This window comes from Streptomyces sp. NPDC000410 (genome assembly GCF_040300305.1).
GTDB lineage: Bacteria > Actinomycetota > Actinomycetes > Streptomycetales > Streptomycetaceae > Streptomyces.
On record NZ_JBEPDM010000004.1, the window covers coordinates 238691 to 257562 of the forward strand.

Consider the following 18872-nt stretch of genomic DNA (forward strand, 5'->3'; position numbering starts at 1 on the left):
CGTGGGTGATCTGCTGGGCTTCGTGCTGAGCGGGCTGGTCTCGGGGGCTCTGTACGCGCTGCTGGCGACCGGGCTCGTGCTCTCGTACTCCGCGTCCGGGCTGTTCAACTTCGCACACGGCGCCACCGCCTATCTGTGCGCGCTCACCTTCTACGAACTCCACTCGGGCTTCGGCTGGCCCGCCGTGCCCACGGCGCTGCTGCTGGTCCTCGTCGTGGCGCCGGGCATCGGCTGGGCTCTCGACCGGCTGATGTTCCGCAAACTGGCACGGGTCGGCGAGACCGCGCAGATCGTCGCGACGATCGGCCTGCTCGTCGCGCTGCCGGCGGCGGGACTGTGGGCGGTGGAGCTGCTGTCGGAGGCGGGTGCACCGGTCGTGCCCGCCGAGAACCAGTACGGGCTGCCGGGGGTCGGGCCGAGTCCGGCCGTGTCCTGGCAGCTCATGGACGGTGTCGGCATCGACTCCGACCAGTTGATCACCTGGGTGGCGACGGCGGTCGTGGCGGTGGGGCTGTGGGTGCTCATGCGGCACACCCGGCTCGGGCTGCTGCTGCGGGCCGCCGTCGACAACCGGGGCCTGGTGGAGCTGCGCGGGATCAGCGCGGACCGGCTGTCGTCGATCGCCTGGATGCTGTCGTCGGGGCTCGCGGGCCTCGCGGGCGTCCTCGCCACGCCGTTGCTGGGCCTGTCCGCCCACGACTACACGCTCTTCCTCTTCGTCTCGGCGACGGCGGCGGTGCTCGGGCGCTTCGCGTCGGTGCCGCTCGCCTTCGCGGGCGGGCTGGCGCTGGGGGTGCTGCAGAACCTGGTCGCCGGGTACGCGTCGTTCGCGGAGGGGATCACCGGGTTCCGTACGGCCGTGCCGTTCCTGATCCTGTTCGGCGGGCTGCTGGTGATGGACCGGCGGCGGCGCGCGGCCGGGACCGCGGCGGTCGACGCACCGCCGGTCGACTATCTGGCGGGGAAGTCGTGGGGGCGCAGGTGGGGCGTGTGGGTGGGCGCGGCGGTGCTGCTGGCCGCCGCCTTCTACACCGTGACGACCCCCTTCTGGAGCGGGATCCTCGCGCAGGGGCTCGCGATCTCGCTGGTGTTCGTGTCCTTCGCCGTGGTGACGGGTCTCGGCGCGATGGTGTCGCTCGCGCAGGCGACGTTCGTGACGGGGGCGGCCCTGGTGGCGGGGCTGTTGATGAGCCACGGGTGGCCGTTCGTGGCGGCGGCGCTGGTCGGCACGTGCGCGGCCGCGCTGCTGGGGGCGGTGGTGGCGCTCCCGGCGCTGCGGCTGGGGGGCCGGTCGCTGGCGCTGGCCACGCTCGCGCTGGCGTTCCTGGCGGACCAGGTGCTGTTCCAGTTCCGGTGGCTGCGCAACGGTGACACCGGGTGGGAGATCCCGCGCCCGGTGTTCGGTCCGGTGGACCTGACCGACGACCGGGCGATGGGCGTGGCGCTCGTGGTCCTGGTGTCGGTCGCGGTCGCCGCGCTCAGCGCGCTGCGGAACTCCCCGGCGGGCCGCGCCATGCTGGCGGTGCGTTCGGCCCCGGCGGCGGCGACGGCGTCGGGGGTGTCGGTGGTGCGGACGAAGCTGCTGCTGTTCACGCTGTCGGCGGGGCTCGCGGGCTTCGGGGGCGTGATGTACGCGTCGTACAACACGCGCATCACGGCGACCGACTTCACCGCGATGACGGGTCTGGTGTGGCTGGCGGTGGTGGTCGCGGCCGGCGTGCGCAGGCCGCAGTTCGCGGTGGTGGCGGGGCTGGTGTTCGCGCTGGTCCCGCATGTGATGTCCGAGTACGTGACGCAGTCCGCGCATCTTCCGGTGATCCTGTTCGGCCTGGCGGGGCTGGCACTGGCGAACGACCCGGACGGGTACGCGGCGGCGATCCCGACGCGGCTGCACGCGCGGCGGGCGGCGCGGGCAGGTGGCCCGGGGCGTGGACCCGGCGCCCCGGCGGCCGGGGCGCCTGCGCCTCCGCCGCGCGGGCAGCCCGGGCAGGGCGCCCGGCCCCTCGGAAGCGGCGGGGCCCCGGCGGGGGTGCAGGGCGCGAACGACCGCCCGGCTGGTGGTGCTCCGCCAGGGAGGATTCCCCCACCCCGCCCCTTCCCGAAACTGGGGGCGAGCCCCCAGCCCCCCGCCGTGCGGGGGGACGATCTGCGGGGGCTGCGCCCCCACACCCCCAACGACTGCAGCTTCGCGCCGCCACAGACAGGCCCGGCGCCGGGAGGCCCCGTGCCGCAGGTCGCGGACCCCGCCCCGGCCCCGGAGGGACACCCTGCGCGTCAAGCCGGGGGCTCGGGTGGAGACAGCGAACCACCCCCGCAGGGGCACCGTGCGTGGGGAGGCCCCGCGTCGGAGGTCCGGGAGGCCGGGGGCTCGCCCGCAGCCACGGGAAGGAGCGCGGCGGAGGAAAAGGCACCCACCGCGATCGAACTGCGCGGTGTGCACGCCGGGTACGGGGGCGCCGCCGTGCTGCGGGGTGTGGATCTTCGCGTGGCGCCCGGGGAGATCCTCGCCGTGCTCGGGCCCAACGGTGCCGGGAAGTCGACCGCGTGCCGGGTCGCCGCCGGGGTGCTGGCCGCGCAGGAGGGGAGCGTGGCCGTCGGCGGGCGGGACGCCACGCGGGACGGGGCCGTGGGGCGGGCGCGGCGAGGGGTGTTGCTGGCGCCCGAGGGGCGGGGGATCTTCCCCGGGCTCACCATCGAGGAGAACCTGGCCGTGCGGCTCGGCGACCGCGCGGACCGGGAGGCCGTGTACGAGCGGTTCCCGGGGCTCGCCGCACGACGCGCCGTGCACGCGGGTTCGCTCTCGGGCGGTGAGCAGCAGATGCTCGCCCTCGCCCCGCTCCTCCAGCGCCCGCCCGCCGTACTGATCGCGGACGAGCCGTCGCTCGGGCTGGCTCCGCGCGTCGTCGAGGAGGTGTTCCGGTTGCTGACGGAGCTGCGCGCGGCGGGCACCGCGCTGCTGCTGGTCGAGGAGAAGGCGGCCGAGGTCCTCGGGATCGCCGACACCGTGGCGTATCTCGCGCAGGGCCGGGTGACCTGGTGCGGCCCGCGGGCCGAGGTGGAGAAGGACCGGCTCACCGAGGCGTACCTGGGCATCAAGGAGAGGTCGGGGGATGTACGTGCTTGAGGCCCAGGGCATCGGCGTCCGGTTCGGCGGGGTGCGGGCCCTGCACCAGGTGGGCGTGGGCCTGCGCCCGGGCGAGATCTGCGGGCTCATCGGGCCCAACGGGGCGGGGAAGAGCACGCTGTTCGACGTGCTGTCCGGGATCCGGCGTGCCGACGAGGGCCGCGTGCTCCTCGACGGGGCGGACATCACGCGCCGCTCCCCCGTCTGGCGGGCCCGCCACGGTGTCCGCCGTACGTTCCAGCGCCAGCAGCTCTTCGGGCAGTTGACGGTACGGGACAACCTTCTGGTGGCGCAGGAGTGGCGCGGCCGCGTGCGGCGCGGCGTGTACGCGCAGCGCCGCCGCCGCGCCGCGACCGTCCTGCGCACCTGCGGGCTGGACGCGCTCGCGGAGACGTACGCGGGCGCGCTCCCCGTCGGCCAGGCCAGCATGGTCGAGCTCGCCCGCGCTCTCGCCGATCCCCCGCGCGTGCTGCTGCTCGACGAGCCCGCCTCGGGAATGTCCGCCGATGAGCGCGCTCAACTGGCCGCGGTCGTCCGGCACATGGCGGACGAGGAAGGCTGTGCGGTGCTGCTCGTCGAGCACAACGTGGCGTTCGTGATGGAGCTGTGCGCCCGCGTCGTCGTGCTCGACCTGGGCGAGCTCCTCGGCGCGGGCACCCCGGCCGAGGTCCGCGCGGACCCGAGGGTGCGGGACGCCTATCTCGGTACGGCGCCCCTCAGCCCGACACCGCCCGCAGCGCCCCCGGCCGACGTCCGGTGAGGCGGTCCAGCGCGGCCGCGGTGGCGTCGTCGGCGGGGAGGTGGACGATGAGGCGCTGGTCGTCCTCCGCGGGCAGTTCGAGGGTTTCGTACGCCAGGCGCAGCGCGTCGTCCGCCTCGGGGTGGACCAGGCGCATGATCCCGCCGGATCTCGGGAGCCCCGGCACGGTGTCCACGCGTCCGGCGAAGGCCGTCCCCGCGGTGACCGTCAGTTCGTCGGCGAGGACCGCGACGGCCGGGTCGGCCCGGAACGGCCCCTGCTTGAGCGCGGCGACCTGTTCGTCGGCGACATGGTCCCAGTCGGGGAAGGCGGTGCGGGCCCGGTCGTCGGTGAAGACGAACCGTGCGAGGTTCGGCGGGGTGTCGTCCAGCAGGCCGAGCGGGCCCATGAGCCTGTCGTACGCCCCCGTGCAGGCGAGGACCTCGCTCAGCCGGTTGAGCAGCACGGCGGGGGTGGGCTCCAGGCGGTCGAGGAGGGCCCGCACGGTGGGTCGTACCGTACGGGCCGGGGCCGCACCGCCCATGCAGCGGAAGTTACCGTCGGCGGCCTTCGTCAGCCGGTGCAGATGGACGCGCTCGCTCGGGGTCAGCCGGAGCGCGTCCGCCAGCGCGGAGAGCACCGGAGGGGACGGCCTGCGGTCGCGGCCCTGCTCCAGCCGGGTCACGTACTCGACGCTGACACCGGCGAGGGTGGCCAGCTCGGCCCGGCGCAGACCGGGCGTACGGCGCCGGGGGCCGGCGGGCAGTCCCACTTCGGCGGGGGTGACGGCCTCGCGGCGGGTGCGCAGGAAGAGGCCCAGCTCGTTGTCGCTCACCCGTCGAACGTAACAGCCGCCCCGCGCCCGGATCGTGGCCCTGCCACTACCAGTCTCGGCGCGGCCTTCCTGCTCCCCGCGCCGACCGGCAGATTGATGGCCATGACCTCACAGAACCTGAATCTCGCAGTGATCAACGGCAGCGTCCGCGAGGGCCGTTTCGGCCCCGTCGTCACGAGCTGGTTCACCGAACAGGCCCGGCAGCACGGCCGGTTCACCGTCGATGTGATCGACCTGGCGGACACGGAGCTGCCGCTGGCGCTGCCGTCCGTCCCGCCGGCGCTGCAGCCGGATCTGCCCCGCCCCGACGGGATGGCGGACCTCACCCGGCGGCTCGACGAGGCCGACGCGTTCGTCGTCGTGACGCCCGACTACAACCGCAGCTTCCCGGCGTCCCTCAAGGCCGCGATCGACTGGCATTTCACGCAGTGGCAGAAGAAGCCCGTCGGGTTCGTCGGCTACAGCGGCGCGAGCGGCGGGCTGCTGGCGATCGAGCAGCTGCGGCAGGTCTTCAACGAGCTGGACGCGCACACGGTCCGCGACTACGTCTCCTTCCCCCGCTACTACGAGCTGTTCGGACCCGACGGGACGCTCATCGCCCCCGAGGGCCCGAACGGCACGGCGAAGGTCATGCTCGACCAGCTGGACTGGTGGGGTTCGCTCCTCCACGACGCCCGGCGGGACCGCCCGTTCGGCGCGGCGGCCTGACGGACGGCTCCCGGCGCGGAGTACGGGGTGGCTCCGCGCCGGGGGCGATCTACCCGATGGTCACCCGGAGGATCCTGTCCGCCCCGGCGGTACCGGCGGCGGACGTGGCGGACGCCATGGGCAGTCCGGCGGCGACGGCACCGCCGAGGGCTGCGCCCGGTACGGCCCTGCGGGATGCGCCGGGCCGGGGGCAGGGAACTCGGGCATCTCGTGCGTCATCTCGTCCGTCACCTCTTCCGGAGTTGTTCGTTCGTGAGCAGGAATGCGCCGAGCCAACTGATCGCCTCATGGCGCTCGATGGCCTTCGTCGCGGTAGACGTACGCGGGGACCGGGCTTGGGCCCTCGCGCGGCGCGTCCACCAGCGCGCGGACGAGGCCGTGGTCGGGCGAGAGCCGGCAGGCCGGGTCGGTGCGCGCCGCGTCCCCCGTGAGCGCGTACGCCTGGCAGCGGCAGCCGCCGAAGTCCCGCGTGCGCAGCTCGCAGCTGCGGCAGGGCTCGCTCATCCACTGCTCGCCCCGGTAGAGGGTGAACGCCTTGGACTCCCGCCAGATCCACTCCAGCGGATGGTCCTTGACGTTGGGCGCGTCGAGACCGGGCAGCGGGGCGGCGGCCGGACAGGGGTACACCGTCCCGTCGGGGGCGACGGTGAGCGAGACGGAGCCCCAGCCGCCCATGCAGGGCTTCGCCGTGCCGTCCACGTAGTCGGGGACGACCCAGACGAGCTCCGGCCGCCCGCCGAGCCGGTCCCGCCAGGCGGCGACGGAGCGGCGGGCCCGGTCGACCTGTTCGCGGCCGGGCAGCAGGGTGTCGCGGTTGACCAGGGCCCAGCCGTAGAACTGGGTGTTGGCCAGCTCGATCCGGTCGGTGCCCCAGGCGAGGCCGAGCTCGACGATGTCGTCCAGGGCGTCGAGGTTGGCGCGGTGCAGGACGACATTGAGGCCGAGTGGCAGCCCGGCGGCGCGTACGAGCCGGGCCGCGCGCTCCTTCGCCGCGAACGAGCGGGCGCCCGCGATGCGTTCGGAGGCGGCGGCGTCCGCGTGCTGGACGGAGAGCTGGACGCTGCGCAGCCCCGCGTCCATCAGCTCCCCGAGCCGCTTCTCGTGGAGGCCGACGCCGCTCGTCACGAGCTGGGTGTGGATGCCGGCGCGGTCGGCTGCCGCGACGATGGCCGTGAGATCGCGGCGCAGGAGAGGCTCTCCGCCGGAGACATGCATCTGGACGATGCCGAGGTCGGCGGCCTGGCGCAGGACGTCGATCCACTGGGTGGTGGTCAACTCTGCTGACGGACCGATCAGTTCGACGGGGTTGGAGCAGTACGCGCAGCGCAGCGGACAGCCGTGGGTGAGCTCGGCGAGCAGCGCCCACGGCGGATCGACGGCCGTCATCGCAGCCACCCCTCCTTCCTGAGTCGGCCGAGGAAGGCGGGCACGTCGTCGGCGACCGGCGCGCCGGGATGACGTGCGGCGAGCTCGGCAACGATCGCGTCCACGTCGCGCTCACCGTCACAGAGCCGCACGATGGCCCCGGCGTTGCCCTTCAGGACGACGACGCGCTCCGGCAGGACGAGGAGATCCGTGTCACGCACCCGGTCGTACCGGAGCATCACCGATCGCGCGAGGACCGGCTTCCAGGACGCGGCCGTCATGGCCGCTCCCCCGCGTTGTCGACGGCGTCGAGCAGCGACCACAGGACGTCGCACTTGAACCCGAGGGCCGCGACCGCCGCGTCCTGCTGCTCACGGGTCCCGGCCCACCGGAGGACCAGGGCGAGCGCCTCCTCGCTGTCACGGCCGCCCTGGTCGATGCGGCGCCGGAAGTAGGTGAGGCCGTCGGTATCGATCCAGGGGTAGTGCTGTTCGAACGCGGCGATGCGGGTGCGCATGATGGTGGGCGCGGAGAGTTCGGTGAGCGAGGCGGCGACCGCCTCCAGCGGGCCCCGGAGCCGGCAGAAGTTGACGTAGCCGTCGACCGCGAGCCGTACGCCGGGCAGCACCTCGTCCCCCGATTCGAGGCGCCCGCGCTCGATCCCGGCGGCCTCGCCGAGGCGCAGCCACCGCTCGATGCCGCCGTCGCCGTCCTTCTCCCCGTCGTGGTCCTGGATCCGGCGGATCCAGGCCCGGCGCAGTGCCGGGTCGTCGAACTTGGCCAGGATCAGGGCGTCCTTGACGGGGATGTGGCGCTGGTAGTGGAAGCGGTTGATGATCCAGCGGCGCAGTTCGGCGGGGCTGAGGCGGCCCTCGTGCATCCGTACGTTGAAGGGGTGGCGGTCGTGGTAGCGCTCGGTGGCCACGGCGCGCAGCCGGGCCGTGAGCTCCTCCCGGCTCCGGATCTCCGTACTGGTCTGCGTGCTCACAGCTCGATCACCGTCCGGTCGTCCCAGCACGGGGCTGTCCTCGATCTGGTCACCGATGCCGGGGGTGGCGCCGGCGAGGTACCAGCGGCCCTCGTCCGCGCGCAGTGCGAGCGAGGCGTGCCGGCGGCGCCGGTGCGGGTGTGCGTGTGCCCCGGCGCAGCCGGGACACACGCAGTTCCACTGGGGCAGTCCACCGCCCGCCGCGGTGCCGAGCACCTGCAGCAGCATGGCGGTGGGTCCTACCGGTCGGTGAGGGCGTAGGCGGTGACCTCGAGCGCGGTGTCGACGACCACGTACTCGGGGGTCTGCCAGCCGGCCGTCTCCTCCGATGGTTCCCGTGCGTCGGACGTTTCCTGCATGGCCGTACCTGCCTTCCTGAGAGGTGGGGGTCAGGGCCGCGTTCACTGCCGTTCACATGGATGCACCACGTTCAGCGATGCGCAATAGAGTTGCGCCCTGACGGGACGCGGTCAATGGTCCGGGCCGGTTCCGGGCCGGTTCCGGGCCGGTTCCGGGCCGGTTCCGGGCCGGTTCCGGGCCGGTTCCGGGCCGGTTCCGGGCCGGTTCCGGACGGATGAGGTCGGAGCTGTTCGGGCCAACTTCCCCGGATGAATGGCGGGGAATGCACCCACGGAAGCGATCGTTGACCACAGGAGCACCAACCGACGACGTAAGGATCGACCGCTCGTGAGCACGGTTCCCTCTCTCGCACTGAACAACGGCGTCACCATGCCGCAGCTCGGCTTCGGCGTCTGGCAGGTGCCGGACGACGAGGCGGCGACGGCAGTCTCCACGGCCCTGGAGGCCGGCTACCGCAGCATCGACACGGCGGCCATCTACGCGAACGAGCGGGGCACCGGCCAGGCCGTCGCCGCCTCCGGGATCCCCCGCGAGGAGCTTTTCGTCACCACCAAGCTCTGGAACAGCGAGCAGGGGTACGACGCGGCGCTCCGCGCCTTCGACGCCTCGCTCGACAAGCTCGGCCTCGACTACGTCGACCTGTACCTGATCCACTGGCCGGTTCCGGCCAAGGGTGCCTATGTCGAGACGTACGCGGCCCTCGAGAAGATCTACGCCGAGGGCCGCGCCAAGGCCATCGGCGTCTCCAACTTCCTTCCCGCACACCTGGAGCGGCTGCTCGGCGAGACCTCCGTCGTGCCGGCGGTGAACCAGATCGAGCTGCACCCGCAGCTCCAGCAGGCCGAGTCGCGCGCCCTCCACGCCAAGCACGGCATCGCGACCGAGGCCTGGTCGCCGCTGGGCCAGGGCCGGGGCCTCCTGGAGGTGCCGACCATCGTCGCCATCGCCCAGAAGCACGGGAAGACCCCGGCCCAGGTCGTGCTCCGCTGGCACCTTCAGCTGGGCAACGTGGTCATCCCCAAGTCCGTGACCCCGTCCCGGATCCGGGAGAACATCGACGTGTTCGGCTTCGAACTGGACGCGGACGACCTGGCCGCCCTCGGCGCCCTGGACGAGGGCCGGCGGCTCGGCCCGGACCCGGCGACGTTCTCCATGGGCGCCTGATCCGCCGCTGTGCCGCCCGGCCGAGGGATCCGGGCGGCACACATGATCGCGTCGCCGCGCCCGATGACGAGATCGTTGGCCGGCGCGTCCGGCAGCGGGAGGACACCGACTCGCCCTTCCCGTGGTGACGGCTGGAACCGGTCGCTCCCTGGCCGACGTCACCTCAAAAGCGGCGCCCGCACAATCTTCTGCGCTCCCAATTTCCGCTTATGCTTTCTGCTGTGTTCGACTCCCGGTACATCAAGACCTTTCACGAGGTCGTCAGGACCGGTTCCTACTCGGCCGCCGCACGCGCGCTGGGCTACACCCAGCCGGCCGTCAGCCAGCAGATGAAGGCGCTGGAGCGGGATGTCGGCACACCGCTGTTCACCCGGGTCGGACGGGGCATCCGGCTCACCGAGGCCGGGGAGGCGCTGACCCGGCACGCCGGGACGATCCTGGACAGTCTGACGGCGGCTCAGCAGCAGATCGACGGCATAGCGAGGTTACGCTCCGGGCGCGTGCGGGTCTGCGCGTTCCCCAGCGCCGGGGCGACCATCATTCCCGAGGCCATGGCCCGGCTGGCCGCCGAACACCCGGGCATCAGAGTGGAGTTGGTGGAGAGCGAGCCCCCCGAATCGCTGCGGCTCGTGGCTCAGGGCGCCTGCGACATCACCCTGGCCTTCAGATATCCGGGCCAGTCGGCGGAGATTCCTGACGAACTGTCGGAGATCCGGCTGCTGGAGGACCCGCTGACCGTGCTGCTCCCCACCGGGCATCCGCTGGCCCGGCGCCGCGCCGTGCGCCTGGCCGATCTTGTGCACGAGCGGTGGATCGCGGGCTGTCTGCGCTGTCGTGCCAACTTCCTGCAGGCCTGCGCCGAGGAAGGGTTCTCGCCCGATGTCGCGTGCACGACGGACGACAACCTGGTGATGCAGAGCCTGGTCGCGGCGGGGGTCGGAATCGCCATGGTGCCGGCGCTGGTCCTGTCGTTCCTCTGCCACCAGAAGGTCACAGGCCGGATCCTGGAGCCGCACACCCGCCGTCAGGTCTATGCGTATGTGCTCCGCGACCACCAGCGGATCCCCGCGACAGCCCTCGTGCTGGACCGGCTCGTGGCGGTGGCAGAAAGGAAACTCGGCTGCTGAACGGAAGCTGTGCTCCTGAACAGAAGCTGCGCCGCTGAACGGAAGCTCGGCTGCTGAGCCGGGGCCGGCCGCGCCCCATACATAAGCGCTTGTTGGATACCCGGCAAGCATTCCTCCTTGGACGCGCGCGAGCGGGCGGGCGGACGCTGCCTCCATGACCCCCCCGAACGCAGCCACGACCACCGCTCCCCGGAGCACCGCACGCCTGCGCGCCCTCGTCGCGGAGATACGCGAAACCGTGGGCCGCGGGCTGCCACCGGATCCCACGGCGCGGCTCGTGGCGGAGCAGCTCGTCCCGCACCTGGGCATGCCCGACCTGCTCACCGCCGAGCAGTGCGAGGGGGACCCCGAGCGCTACCGCCAGCATGTGCTGCACGCCGAGCACGACGGCAGCTTCTCCGTCGTGGCCCTGGTCTGGCTGCCCGGGCAGGTCACACCGATCCACGACCACGTCTCCTGGTGTGTGACCGGCGTTCATGAAGGCGAGGAGCACGAGCGCCGCTATCAGCTGATCCCGCATGGCGAGACGGCCCGGCTGGTGGCCACGCAGGACGTGGTGAACCCGCGCGGCGCGGTATCCGCCTTCGCCCCGCCCGGAGACATCCACCTCGTACGCAATGCCGGAACCTGCACCGCCACGTCCCTCCATGTGTACGGCGCCGACGTCTCCCGTCTGGGCACCAGCATCCGGCGCGTCTACCGCCTGCCGGCCGACCGGTGATGGCCCGCGCCGGTTCACGCGCGCACGGCATCGCGGCCCGCGGCAGGGCCGCCGGGGCCACCCGGGCCACCGGCCCGGGCCCGGGACTCGGGCTGGCGGCCGCCGGTGTGGGCGCGGCATGGCTGGTGCACTCCGCACTGCCCGCCGTGCCGATGCTCACCGCCGCCGTCGTGCTGGGCATCGCCGCCGCGCACAGCCCCTGGCTGCGCACCCGCGTCCACGGCCGGTGCCGTACCGGCCTCACCCTGGCCGCGAAGCGGCTGATGCGCATCGGAGTCGTGCTGCTCGGTCTCCGACTGAGCATGGCGGACGTCCTGGGTCTGGGCTGGGCGACGGTGGGCATGGTTCTCGCGGTGGTGGCCGCCACGTTCTGGGGCACGTGGTGGCTGGGGCGCCGGCTCGGGCTGCCCGGTGACCAGCCGCTGCTGATCGCCACCGGCTACTCCATCTGCGGCGCCTCCGCGATCGGCGCGGTGAGCGCCGTACGCGACAGCGACGACGAGGACGCCGTCACGTCGGTCGCGCTGGTGACCTTGTGCGGCACGCTCGCCATCGCCGTACTGCCGCTGCTGCACGGCCCGTTGGGGCTGACCGACGTGGAGTTCGGACGCTGGGTGGGAGCGGGTGTCCATGATGTGGGGCAGGTGGTGGCCACCGCCCAGACCGCCGGAAGCGGCGCGCTGGGCGAGGCCGTCCTGGTCAAACTCATGCGGGTGGCGCTGCTGACCCCGCTGGTCGCGGGCTTCGTGATCGCCGCCAGGCGCCGCGGCCGCGACGCCCCCGCGACCGGACGCCCCCCGCTGGTGCCGCTCTTCGTCCTCGGATTCCTCGCCATGGTGGCGCTGCGCTCGACGGGACTGCTGCCATCGTCCGCCCTGACCGCCGCCGGCACGGCACAGGAACTACTGCTCGCCGCAGCCCTCTTCGGCCTGGGCAGCGCGGTCCATCTGCCGTCCCTCACCCGCACCGGTGTGCGGGTCGCCGCCGTCGGGCTGACCGCCTGGGTGCTGATCGCCACGGCGTCGTACGCGGGCGTGCTGCTGACGGCATAGGTCAGGAAGTGACGGGCCTAGGCCGTGTCTGACAAATCCCGCCCCCGCCCTGCGGGCGGACGGCGGTATTTGTCAGACACGGCCTAGGCGCGCCGCGCCGTGAACACCGTACGGGCCGCCAGCAGGTAGCAGTCCGGGCGGTGCGTCAGGCCCTGCTTGTCGTCCGGGTCCAGGAGGCGGTCCAGGGCGGCGGTGTCGTCGGCGGACAGCTGACCGGCCAGACCCTCGCGCAGCCAGGCGAACGTGGCCACCACGTGCTCGCGTACGGCCGCCGGCACCGGGGCCGGGATGTCGAGGAGGAAGGACCGGGTGGCGCCGGGGGTGAGGCCGGCGGCGGCGAGCAGGGCACGCCAGTCCTCGGTCTGCGCCGTGGCGCCCGGCAGGCTCTCGCGCATCTGGGCGAACCACTCCGCGTGGGCCACGTCGAGGCGGCCTTCGAGGCCGGGGCGGCCGAAGCCGAGGTCCCGGGGCAGATGGCGCGGCCGCAGGCCGCCCTCGGCGACAGCGATCAGTCCGCCGGGGCGCAGCAGCCGTGCGAGAGTCGTGAGGGCGGCGCCCTGGTCACCCAGATGGTGCACCGCGTTGCCCGCCCAGATGAGGTCGGCCTCGCCCAGCTCGTCGATGTCGTCGGGCAGTTGGGCCACTCGGGTGTGGAGGCGTCCGTCGCGGGCGCGGGCGCGTTCGAGCAGCTCGGGCGTGCCGTCCACGGCGACGACCTCGGCGTACGGGAACGCGTCGGCGAGCATGCTGCTGATCACCCCCGGCCCGCTGCCGATGTCGAGGATCCGGCGCACCGCGGCCGCGGGCACCTGCTCACCGATCCAGGCCGCGGCCTGCTCGTAGAGCGGCCGGTGCAGCTCGGCACCGCGCTCCAGCTGCGGGCCCATGTCGTTCCAGTCGATGTGCGTGGTGTCGTGGTGGTGGTGATGGCTCATGGCGACAGGGTGCGGGCAGGGAGGCCGTCACGGCGAGCTTTGTTGCGCTTTCGGCAAAACAGCCGCGCCGGTCCGGTGCTCCTGCGGGCTGACTCCGCGTACCCGCTTGAACGCGGCGCTCAGCGCGAACGCGCCGCTGTAGCCGACCTGCCGGGCCACCGCCTCGACGGTCCGATCCGTCTCCCGGAGCAGATCGGCGGCCAGCGCGAGCCGCCAGTCTGTGAGGTACGCCATCGGGGACTCCCCCACCAGCTCGGTGAAGCGCCGCGCGAGCCCGGCCCGGGACACCCCGCACTTGGCGGCGAGCGAGGCGACCGTCCAGGGGTGCGCCGGATCGTTCTGCATCAGCCGCAGCGCCTGCCCGACGACGGGGTCGCCCATCGCCCGGTACCAGGCGGGCGCCTCGGCGCCCGGCCGCGAGAACCAGGCCCGTACGACCGCGATCAGCAGCAGGTCCAGAAGCCGGTCGAGCACCACGCGCTGCCCGGGGTCGTCCTTGGATATCTCGTCGTCGAGCATCGGCATGAGCGGGCAGTTCCACACATCGGCGGGCAGGTGCAGCAACCCGGGCAGGGCGTCCAGCAGCCGCCGGCTGACCTCGCCGTCCATCTGGTACGTGCCGATCAGCACGGTCGTCGCGCCGTCCGGGGCGTTGCCCCAGGTCCGTACGCCCAGACTCATCGACTGGGCGAGCGGTTCGCCCTGGAGGGTGGTGCAGTTGCCGCCGGGGCCGATCAGCGCGTACGGCGGTGTCGTCGGGGAGTCCGCCGCGAGATACGGCTCCGGGCCGCGGGCGATCGCGACGTCCCCGGGGCGCAGTCGTACGGGCTCGCCGGTGTCGGGCACGATCCACGCCTCGCCGCGCGTGACGGTCATCAGACAGAGCGGGGCGTGGTCCTCGACCCGCACCGACCAGGGCGGCTCCATCACCATGCGGAGCAGGAACGCGCCTCTGGCGCGTGGTCCGTCGAGCAGTCCGGCGAGTGCGTCCATACGGCCGAGCGTAGACGCAGACGTATGGCCCTGAGTCTCTGACGCATGGAGAGTCCAGCTCTCGGCCGCGAATCTTGAGTCATGACAACGAACAACGCGAACAACGCGAACGCGCAGAGCACGCAGCAGATGACGGTGCTGGTGACGGCCGCGACCGGGAAGACCGGCCGCCGGGTGGCGGAGCGGCTCGCACAGCGCGGAGTGACCGTGCGGGCGGGCTCACGCAAGGGAGAGGTGCCGTTCGACTGGGAGGACCGGGCGACCTGGGGGCCCGCGCTGCGGGGCGCGGACGCCGCGTACGTGACGTACTACCCGGACCTGGCGGGACCGGGCGCGGTGGACGCGATGCGCGACCTCGGTTGGCTCGCGGCGGAGAACGGGGTGCGCCGGCTGGTGCTCCTGTCGGGGCGCGGCGAGCCGCAGGCGGTGCACGCGGAGGACGCGCTGCGGGCCGCGGGGGTCCCCGTCACGGTCGTACGGGCCGCGTTCTTCGCGCAGAACTTCAGCGAGGGCGTGATGGCCCTCGATGTCGTCGCCGGTGAGATCCCCTTCCCCGCGGGCACCACCGCCGAGCCGTTCCTCGACGTGGACGACCTGGCGGATGTCGTGGTCACGGTGCTCACGGAGGACGGTCACGAGGGGCTGACGCATGAACTGACGGGCCCTCGGCTGCTGACGTTCGACGACGCGGCCGCCGAGCTCGCCGCCGCGACGGGCCGCGAGGTCCGCTATGCGGCGACCTCCCGGGACGAGTACATCGCGATGCTCCGGCAGTTCGACTTCCCGGCCGCGGACGCCGCGTGGCTGACGGACCTGTTCCTGATGCTCATGGACGGCCACAACGCCCAACTGACGGACGGTGTCGAGCGCGTCCTCGGCCGCGCCCCGAAGGACTTCGGCGCCTTCGCGAAGGACGCGGCGGCGTCGGGCGCCTGGTCGGGCTGAGGCACGCGACGGCGGTTCGCGCGGACGGCAGTCGGCGGACAGCGGACAGCGGACGACGGACGACGCTCGGGGGTCGGGGGTCGCGGCTCGGCGGACGGCAGTCAGCGGACAGCGGACGGCGCACGGCGCACGACGCACGGCGCACGGCGGGAGCGGTCTACGGGACGCCGGCCACCGTCTCGCAGGCGACGGCGATGTCGGGGGTGCCGGCTTCGCCGTCGCAGTCGTCGGTGTCCGCTCCCCCGAGGAGTACGTCGTCGGCCGGGCCCGCCCGCAGCGTGTCGTTGCCCGTGTCGCCCGCGAGCGTGTCCCGCCCGCCGGAGCCGGGAGCCGTCGCGTCGGCGTTGAAGCCGACGTTGTCGCCGAAGAGGGTGTCGTCGCCGCCCCGGGCCGCGATCCGGTCGTTACCGGCGCCCGTGACGACGTCCGCGGAGCTGTCACCGATCAGCAGGTCGCCGCCGCTGCCGCCGAGAATCAGGTCGTGGCCCGCACCGGTCGCCCTGCCCCCCGGCGAGAAGAGGGTGCTGTGGTCCCCGATGGCGAAGGAACCGCCGTCCGGCCCCAGGTCGATGCGGTCGTTGCCGCCCGAGCCGCTGACGTGCACCAACGCCTCGCTGTCGCCCCGCAGATCCTCGAAGCCGGGCCCGCCGTCGATGACGTCGTCGCCCGCGCCCGAGGCGGAGCCCCCGAACGACGTACTGTCTCCCGCCACGCCGTCGCTGCCGAGGCCACCGATGATCCGGTCGTTGCCGCCCCCCGTCGCGTTCGCGCCCACGCCGAAGGCGACGCTGTCACCGAACGCGCGGTCATGGCCGTCGCCGAGGATCAGCACGTCGTTGCCGCCGCCGATCGCGTGTTCGCCGTCGCCCAGGGTCTCCACATCACCCTGGACCACGTCGTCCCCGGGCCCGGCGTCGATCAGGTCGTTCCCGAGGCCACCGCTGATGACGTCTTCGCCCGTGAGGCCGCAGATGACGTCGTGGCCGCCGCGGCCGTCGATCACGTCGGCGAGGCCGGATCCGACGATGACGTCGTTGCCCGGGGTTCCGACGACGGCGCCCGAGCCGGTGATCGTCGCGGGGCGGCCGAGGCAGGTGGCCACGGCGGCCGCGGCGGCGTGGGCGCCGGTGGCCGGGAGGACCGGGGTGAGCGCGAGGGCGGCGGTCAGCACGGGCACGGTGAAGCGGTGACGGGTCATACGGGCCTCCGAGCCATCGGTGTCTGCGCCCGCCACCGGGCGACGGCACAGCGTGATCACTTCGGACCGTATGTGACCGCCCCGGACCGGGCGAACGGTCACCGGCGTCCGGGTGAGCCTCCTGCCCGCCGCAGCGCGAGGAGCCGGTAACGGGGCTCGGGGCGCGGCTCGTCGGGGTCGGGCAGATCGGTCAGTTCGGCGGCGAGCCTCTCGGCGACCGGACCGCGCGCGGTCAGGCGGGAGGCGTACTCGCCACGGAGCAGGGCCTGTGCGGTGCGGCGCGGGGAACGGCCCTGGCCGTGGCCCGTGAAGTGGCCCAGGCCGGCCGGGGCGAGGCCGTGCGCCGCGCCGAACGCCTCGATCCGCTCGGCCCGGTCGAAGGCCTCCGACGTGCGGTACGGGGCGAGCACGGCGCCGATGTCGCTGCCCACGTCGTGCGCGGCGTCCTTGTCGACGGTGGTGACGAACACCCCGCCGGGGCGCAGCACTCGCGCGGCCTCCGCGACGACGCTCTTCGCGAAAGGCACCAGATGCAGCAGCCATACGGCGCTGACCGCGTCGACCGACGCGTCGGGCAGCGGAAGGCTGCGGGCGTCGGCGAGCACGACGGCCGGCAGCCGGCCCGCGGCGACCCTGGCCATGCCGGGCGAGGCGTCGGCGCCGAGCACCCGCAGCCCCGGACGGCTCAGCCGCTCGGTGACGAGACCGGTGCCGCAGCCGATGTCGAGGAGACAGCGGGCGTCCGCGGGCACCAGGGACAGTACGGCGCCGGCGGCCGCCGCGGCGCGGGGAACGCCGCCGCGCGTGGCGTCGTAGACGGCGGCCTCGATGTCGTAGTCGAGGATCGTCTCCCGCACGGCGGGGACCTCGGTGGTGACGCCGGTGCCGCCGTGGCCTTCGGGGGATTCGTCGTCCTTCAGCACGGTCAGCTCGCACCGTGACTCGGGGCGACGTCCTCCACGCGGTGCGCGAGGGCGAAGTCGTGCTCGGTGATCGCGCCGCCCGCGTCGTGCGTGTTCACGGTGAGCTCGACCGTGTTGTAGCCCAGGGTGAGATCCGAGTGGTGGTTCAGCTCTTGCTGGATCTGCGCGACGTGGACGACCAGCGCGGCCGCGGCGAAGTGCGTGCGGAACCGGTACGTCCGGGCGATCCGGTCGCCCTCCTGGGACCAGCCTGGCAGCTCGCGCAGCCGGTCCTCGATCTCCTTCTGCGACAACGGCTCTGTGGCCATGAGCAGGGCTCCCTCCGACGGTGTCTGTCCGCGACGTTACGGTTTCCGTATGACAACTGTCGCGCCCGACACGGGAGTAGGGCCACTGCTGCGCGGCTGGCGGGAGCGGCGCAGGCTCAGCCAGCTGGAGCTGGCACTGCGTGCCGACTCCTCCGCCCGCCACATCAGCTTCATCGAGACGGGCCGGTCCCGGCCGAGCGAGGAGATGATCCTGCGGCTCTCCGAGCATCTGGACGTGCCGGTCCGTGACCGCAATGCCCTTCTGCTGGCAGCGGGTTACGCGCCCCGGTACGCGCAGACACCGCTGGACGACCCGGCCATGGGCTCCCTGCGCGAGGGAATCGAACGGCTGCTCCAAGGGTACGAGCCGTATCCGGCGATCGTCGTCGACGGCGCGTACTCGGTGGTGGCGGCCAATCGGGGGATCACGATGCTGCTGGAGGGCGTCGCGGAGCACCTGCTCGCTCCCCCGCTGAACGCGATACGGATCACCCTCCACCCCGAGGGCCTCGCCCCGCGGATCCGCAACCTGCGCGAGTGGCGAGGGCATCTGCTGGCCCAGATGGAGCGCCAGATCGGCCTGGCCCGCTCGCAGGAGCTGCGTGAGCTGTACGAGGAGGTCTCCGCGTATCCCCTGCCGCCGGGCGGCGACCCGGAGGACCGGGAGGACCCGGAGCCCTACCCGTACTTCGCCCTTCCGCTGCGGATCGAGCACCAGGGGCAGGTGCTGTCCTTCGTGTCGTCGATCTCCACGTTCAACACGCCGATGGACGTCACCGTCGCCGAGCTGGCCATCGAGACGATGCTCCCGGCCGATCCGGCGACGGCGACGTACCTGCAGTCGCTCACGCGGTAGCGGTGGTCGTGCCCCTCAGGGCCGACCACTGGAGCGCGGCGAACCCGGCGACGGTCATGGCCTGCATCGGCACCCAGAAGGCCCCGGCGGTGGTGGGCTCCAGGACCGTCAGGAGGGCGACCACGCTGAGCAGCGCCCAGGCCACGTTGACGTCGACGACGAGCTTCACGCCCAGGACGGGCGGCCGGCGCCGCGCGGCGAGGACGCCGACGCCGGCCGCGTACAGGCTGAGGAAGACACCCAGCTCCAGCAGCAGCGCGCTGTCGATGCCGAGGAGCCGCCCGAGCGGCCCGGAGAGCGTGAGGTATGCCAGTCCGTTGCCGCCCGTCACGACGGCGTCGAGCGCGAGGAAGCGGCGCAGCATCGTCCGCGGCTCGGTGGTGCGGGAAATGCCGGCGAGCAGGGCCTGGGACATGACGGATCAGCCTCCATCGAGGTCGTACGAGCTGGTCGGATCCCGGCCCCCGGGCGGAGTGCGCCGCCCGGGTCCCGGTACCGCAACGATGCCCTGCGGCCGTGGAGGGGTCGATT

At 73.2% G+C, this 18872-nt stretch carries 20 protein-coding genes; 9 read left to right on the plus strand and 11 right to left on the minus strand.

What is annotated here, in order from left to right:
• Position 1 precedes the first annotated feature (1 nt).
• Both ABT342_RS08000 and ABT342_RS08005 read left to right on the plus strand, forming a co-directional pair.
• Entirely contained in the window at positions 2-3124 is a 3123-nt protein-coding gene (locus ABT342_RS08000) for an ABC transporter permease subunit (protein WP_351568668.1), read from the plus strand.
• A complete protein-coding gene (locus tag ABT342_RS08005) occupies positions 3111-3884 on the plus strand; it encodes an ABC transporter ATP-binding protein (RefSeq protein ID WP_351568671.1) in 774 nt (257 codons plus the stop codon). Before ABT342_RS08000 ends, ABT342_RS08005 begins: the two co-directional genes overlap by 14 nt.
• On the opposite strand, the gene ABT342_RS08010 is transcribed toward ABT342_RS08005, so the two are convergent.
• The gene (locus ABT342_RS08010; RefSeq protein WP_351568674.1) at positions 3841-4698 is read right to left on the minus strand and encodes a helix-turn-helix domain-containing protein; all 858 of its coding nucleotides are present in this window, start codon (positions 4696-4698) and stop codon (positions 3841-3843) included. The genes ABT342_RS08005 and ABT342_RS08010 overlap by 44 nt on opposite strands.
• Before the next feature lie 102 nt (positions 4699-4800).
• On the opposite strand from ABT342_RS08010, the gene ABT342_RS08015 reads away from it, so the two are divergent.
• Positions 4801-5406 (plus strand): NADPH-dependent FMN reductase, encoded by a 606-nt coding sequence (locus tag ABT342_RS08015; RefSeq protein ID WP_351568677.1) that lies wholly within the window; start codon positions 4801-4803, stop codon positions 5404-5406.
• Positions 5407-5691: 285 nt separating this feature from the next.
• Here the strand turns inward: ABT342_RS08015 and pqqE are convergent, their stop codons facing one another.
• The 4 genes from pqqE to pqqA form a co-directional block, all read right to left on the minus strand.
• Positions 5692-6792 carry a pyrroloquinoline quinone biosynthesis protein PqqE gene (gene pqqE, locus ABT342_RS08020; protein ID WP_351568680.1) on the minus strand — a complete coding sequence of 367 codons (1101 nt, stop codon included), beginning with the start codon at positions 6790-6792 and terminating at the stop codon, positions 5692-5694.
• Complete coding sequence (pqqD, locus tag ABT342_RS08025) at positions 6789-7052, minus strand: pyrroloquinoline quinone biosynthesis peptide chaperone PqqD (RefSeq protein WP_351568683.1); 264 nt, start codon at positions 7050-7052, stop codon at positions 6789-6791. Before pqqD ends, pqqE begins: the two co-directional genes overlap by 4 nt.
• Entirely contained in the window at positions 7049-7759 is a 711-nt protein-coding gene (gene pqqC, locus ABT342_RS08030) for a pyrroloquinoline-quinone synthase PqqC (protein ID WP_502965490.1), read from the minus strand. Before pqqC ends, pqqD begins: the two co-directional genes overlap by 4 nt.
• 239 nt (positions 7760-7998) lie before the next feature.
• Positions 7999-8118 (minus strand): pyrroloquinoline quinone precursor peptide PqqA, encoded by a 120-nt coding sequence (pqqA, locus tag ABT342_RS08035; protein WP_351568688.1) that lies wholly within the window; start codon positions 8116-8118, stop codon positions 7999-8001.
• 328 nt (positions 8119-8446) lie between these two features.
• Between pqqA and ABT342_RS08040 the strand changes: the two genes are divergently transcribed.
• The 4 genes from ABT342_RS08040 (at position 8447) to ABT342_RS08055 (ending at position 12183) form a co-directional block, all read left to right on the plus strand.
• Positions 8447-9283 carry an aldo/keto reductase gene (locus tag ABT342_RS08040; RefSeq protein WP_351568691.1) on the plus strand — a complete coding sequence of 279 codons (837 nt, stop codon included), beginning with the start codon at positions 8447-8449 and terminating at the stop codon, positions 9281-9283.
• Between the two features lie 221 nt (positions 9284-9504).
• Complete coding sequence (locus tag ABT342_RS08045) at positions 9505-10410, plus strand: LysR family transcriptional regulator (RefSeq protein ID WP_351568694.1); 906 nt, start codon at positions 9505-9507, stop codon at positions 10408-10410.
• A 154-nt stretch (positions 10411-10564) separates the two neighbouring features.
• Positions 10565-11131, plus strand: a complete 567-nt coding sequence (locus ABT342_RS08050) for a cysteine dioxygenase family protein (RefSeq protein ID WP_351568697.1) — start codon at positions 10565-10567, stop codon at positions 11129-11131.
• Positions 11131-12183 carry a YeiH family protein gene (locus ABT342_RS08055; protein WP_351568700.1) on the plus strand — a complete coding sequence of 351 codons (1053 nt, stop codon included), beginning with the start codon at positions 11131-11133 and terminating at the stop codon, positions 12181-12183. Before ABT342_RS08050 ends, ABT342_RS08055 begins: the two co-directional genes overlap by 1 nt.
• A gap of 83 nt (positions 12184-12266) precedes the next feature.
• Here ABT342_RS08055 and ABT342_RS08060 read toward each other — a convergent pair whose 3' ends face one another.
• Together ABT342_RS08060 and ABT342_RS08065 are read right to left on the minus strand one after the other, a co-directional pair.
• Positions 12267-13118, minus strand: a complete 852-nt coding sequence (locus ABT342_RS08060) for a class I SAM-dependent methyltransferase (RefSeq protein ID WP_351568703.1) — start codon at positions 13116-13118, stop codon at positions 12267-12269.
• Between the two features lie 27 nt (positions 13119-13145).
• Entirely contained in the window at positions 13146-14111 is a 966-nt protein-coding gene (locus tag ABT342_RS08065; RefSeq protein WP_351568706.1) for an AraC family transcriptional regulator, read from the minus strand.
• Positions 14112-14192: 81 nt separating this feature from the next.
• Here ABT342_RS08065 and ABT342_RS08070 point away from each other — a divergent pair, with 81 nt between their 5' ends.
• Complete coding sequence (locus ABT342_RS08070; protein ID WP_351568709.1) at positions 14193-15056, plus strand: Rossmann-fold NAD(P)-binding domain-containing protein; 864 nt, start codon at positions 14193-14195, stop codon at positions 15054-15056.
• Between the two features lie 157 nt (positions 15057-15213).
• On the opposite strand, the gene ABT342_RS08075 is transcribed toward ABT342_RS08070, so the two are convergent.
• The 3 genes from ABT342_RS08075 to ABT342_RS08085 form a co-directional block, all read right to left on the minus strand.
• Positions 15214-16254, minus strand: a complete 1041-nt coding sequence (locus ABT342_RS08075; RefSeq protein ID WP_351568711.1) for a calcium-binding protein — start codon at positions 16252-16254, stop codon at positions 15214-15216.
• Positions 16255-16352: 98 nt separating this feature from the next.
• Positions 16353-17099, minus strand: coding sequence for a class I SAM-dependent methyltransferase (locus ABT342_RS08080; protein ID WP_351568896.1), 747 nt, complete (start codon positions 17097-17099; stop codon positions 16353-16355).
• A gap of 80 nt (positions 17100-17179) precedes the next feature.
• Positions 17180-17485, minus strand: coding sequence for a 4a-hydroxytetrahydrobiopterin dehydratase (locus ABT342_RS08085; RefSeq protein WP_351568714.1), 306 nt, complete (start codon positions 17483-17485; stop codon positions 17180-17182).
• Between the two features lie 49 nt (positions 17486-17534).
• On the opposite strand from ABT342_RS08085, the gene ABT342_RS08090 reads away from it, so the two are divergent.
• Entirely contained in the window at positions 17535-18341 is an 807-nt protein-coding gene (locus tag ABT342_RS08090; RefSeq protein WP_351568716.1) for a helix-turn-helix domain-containing protein, read from the plus strand.
• Here the strand turns inward: ABT342_RS08090 and ABT342_RS08095 are convergent.
• Complete coding sequence (locus tag ABT342_RS08095) at positions 18331-18756, minus strand: hypothetical protein (protein ID WP_351568719.1); 426 nt, start codon at positions 18754-18756, stop codon at positions 18331-18333. The genes ABT342_RS08090 and ABT342_RS08095 overlap by 11 nt on opposite strands.
• Positions 18757-18872: the final 116 nt, after the last annotated feature.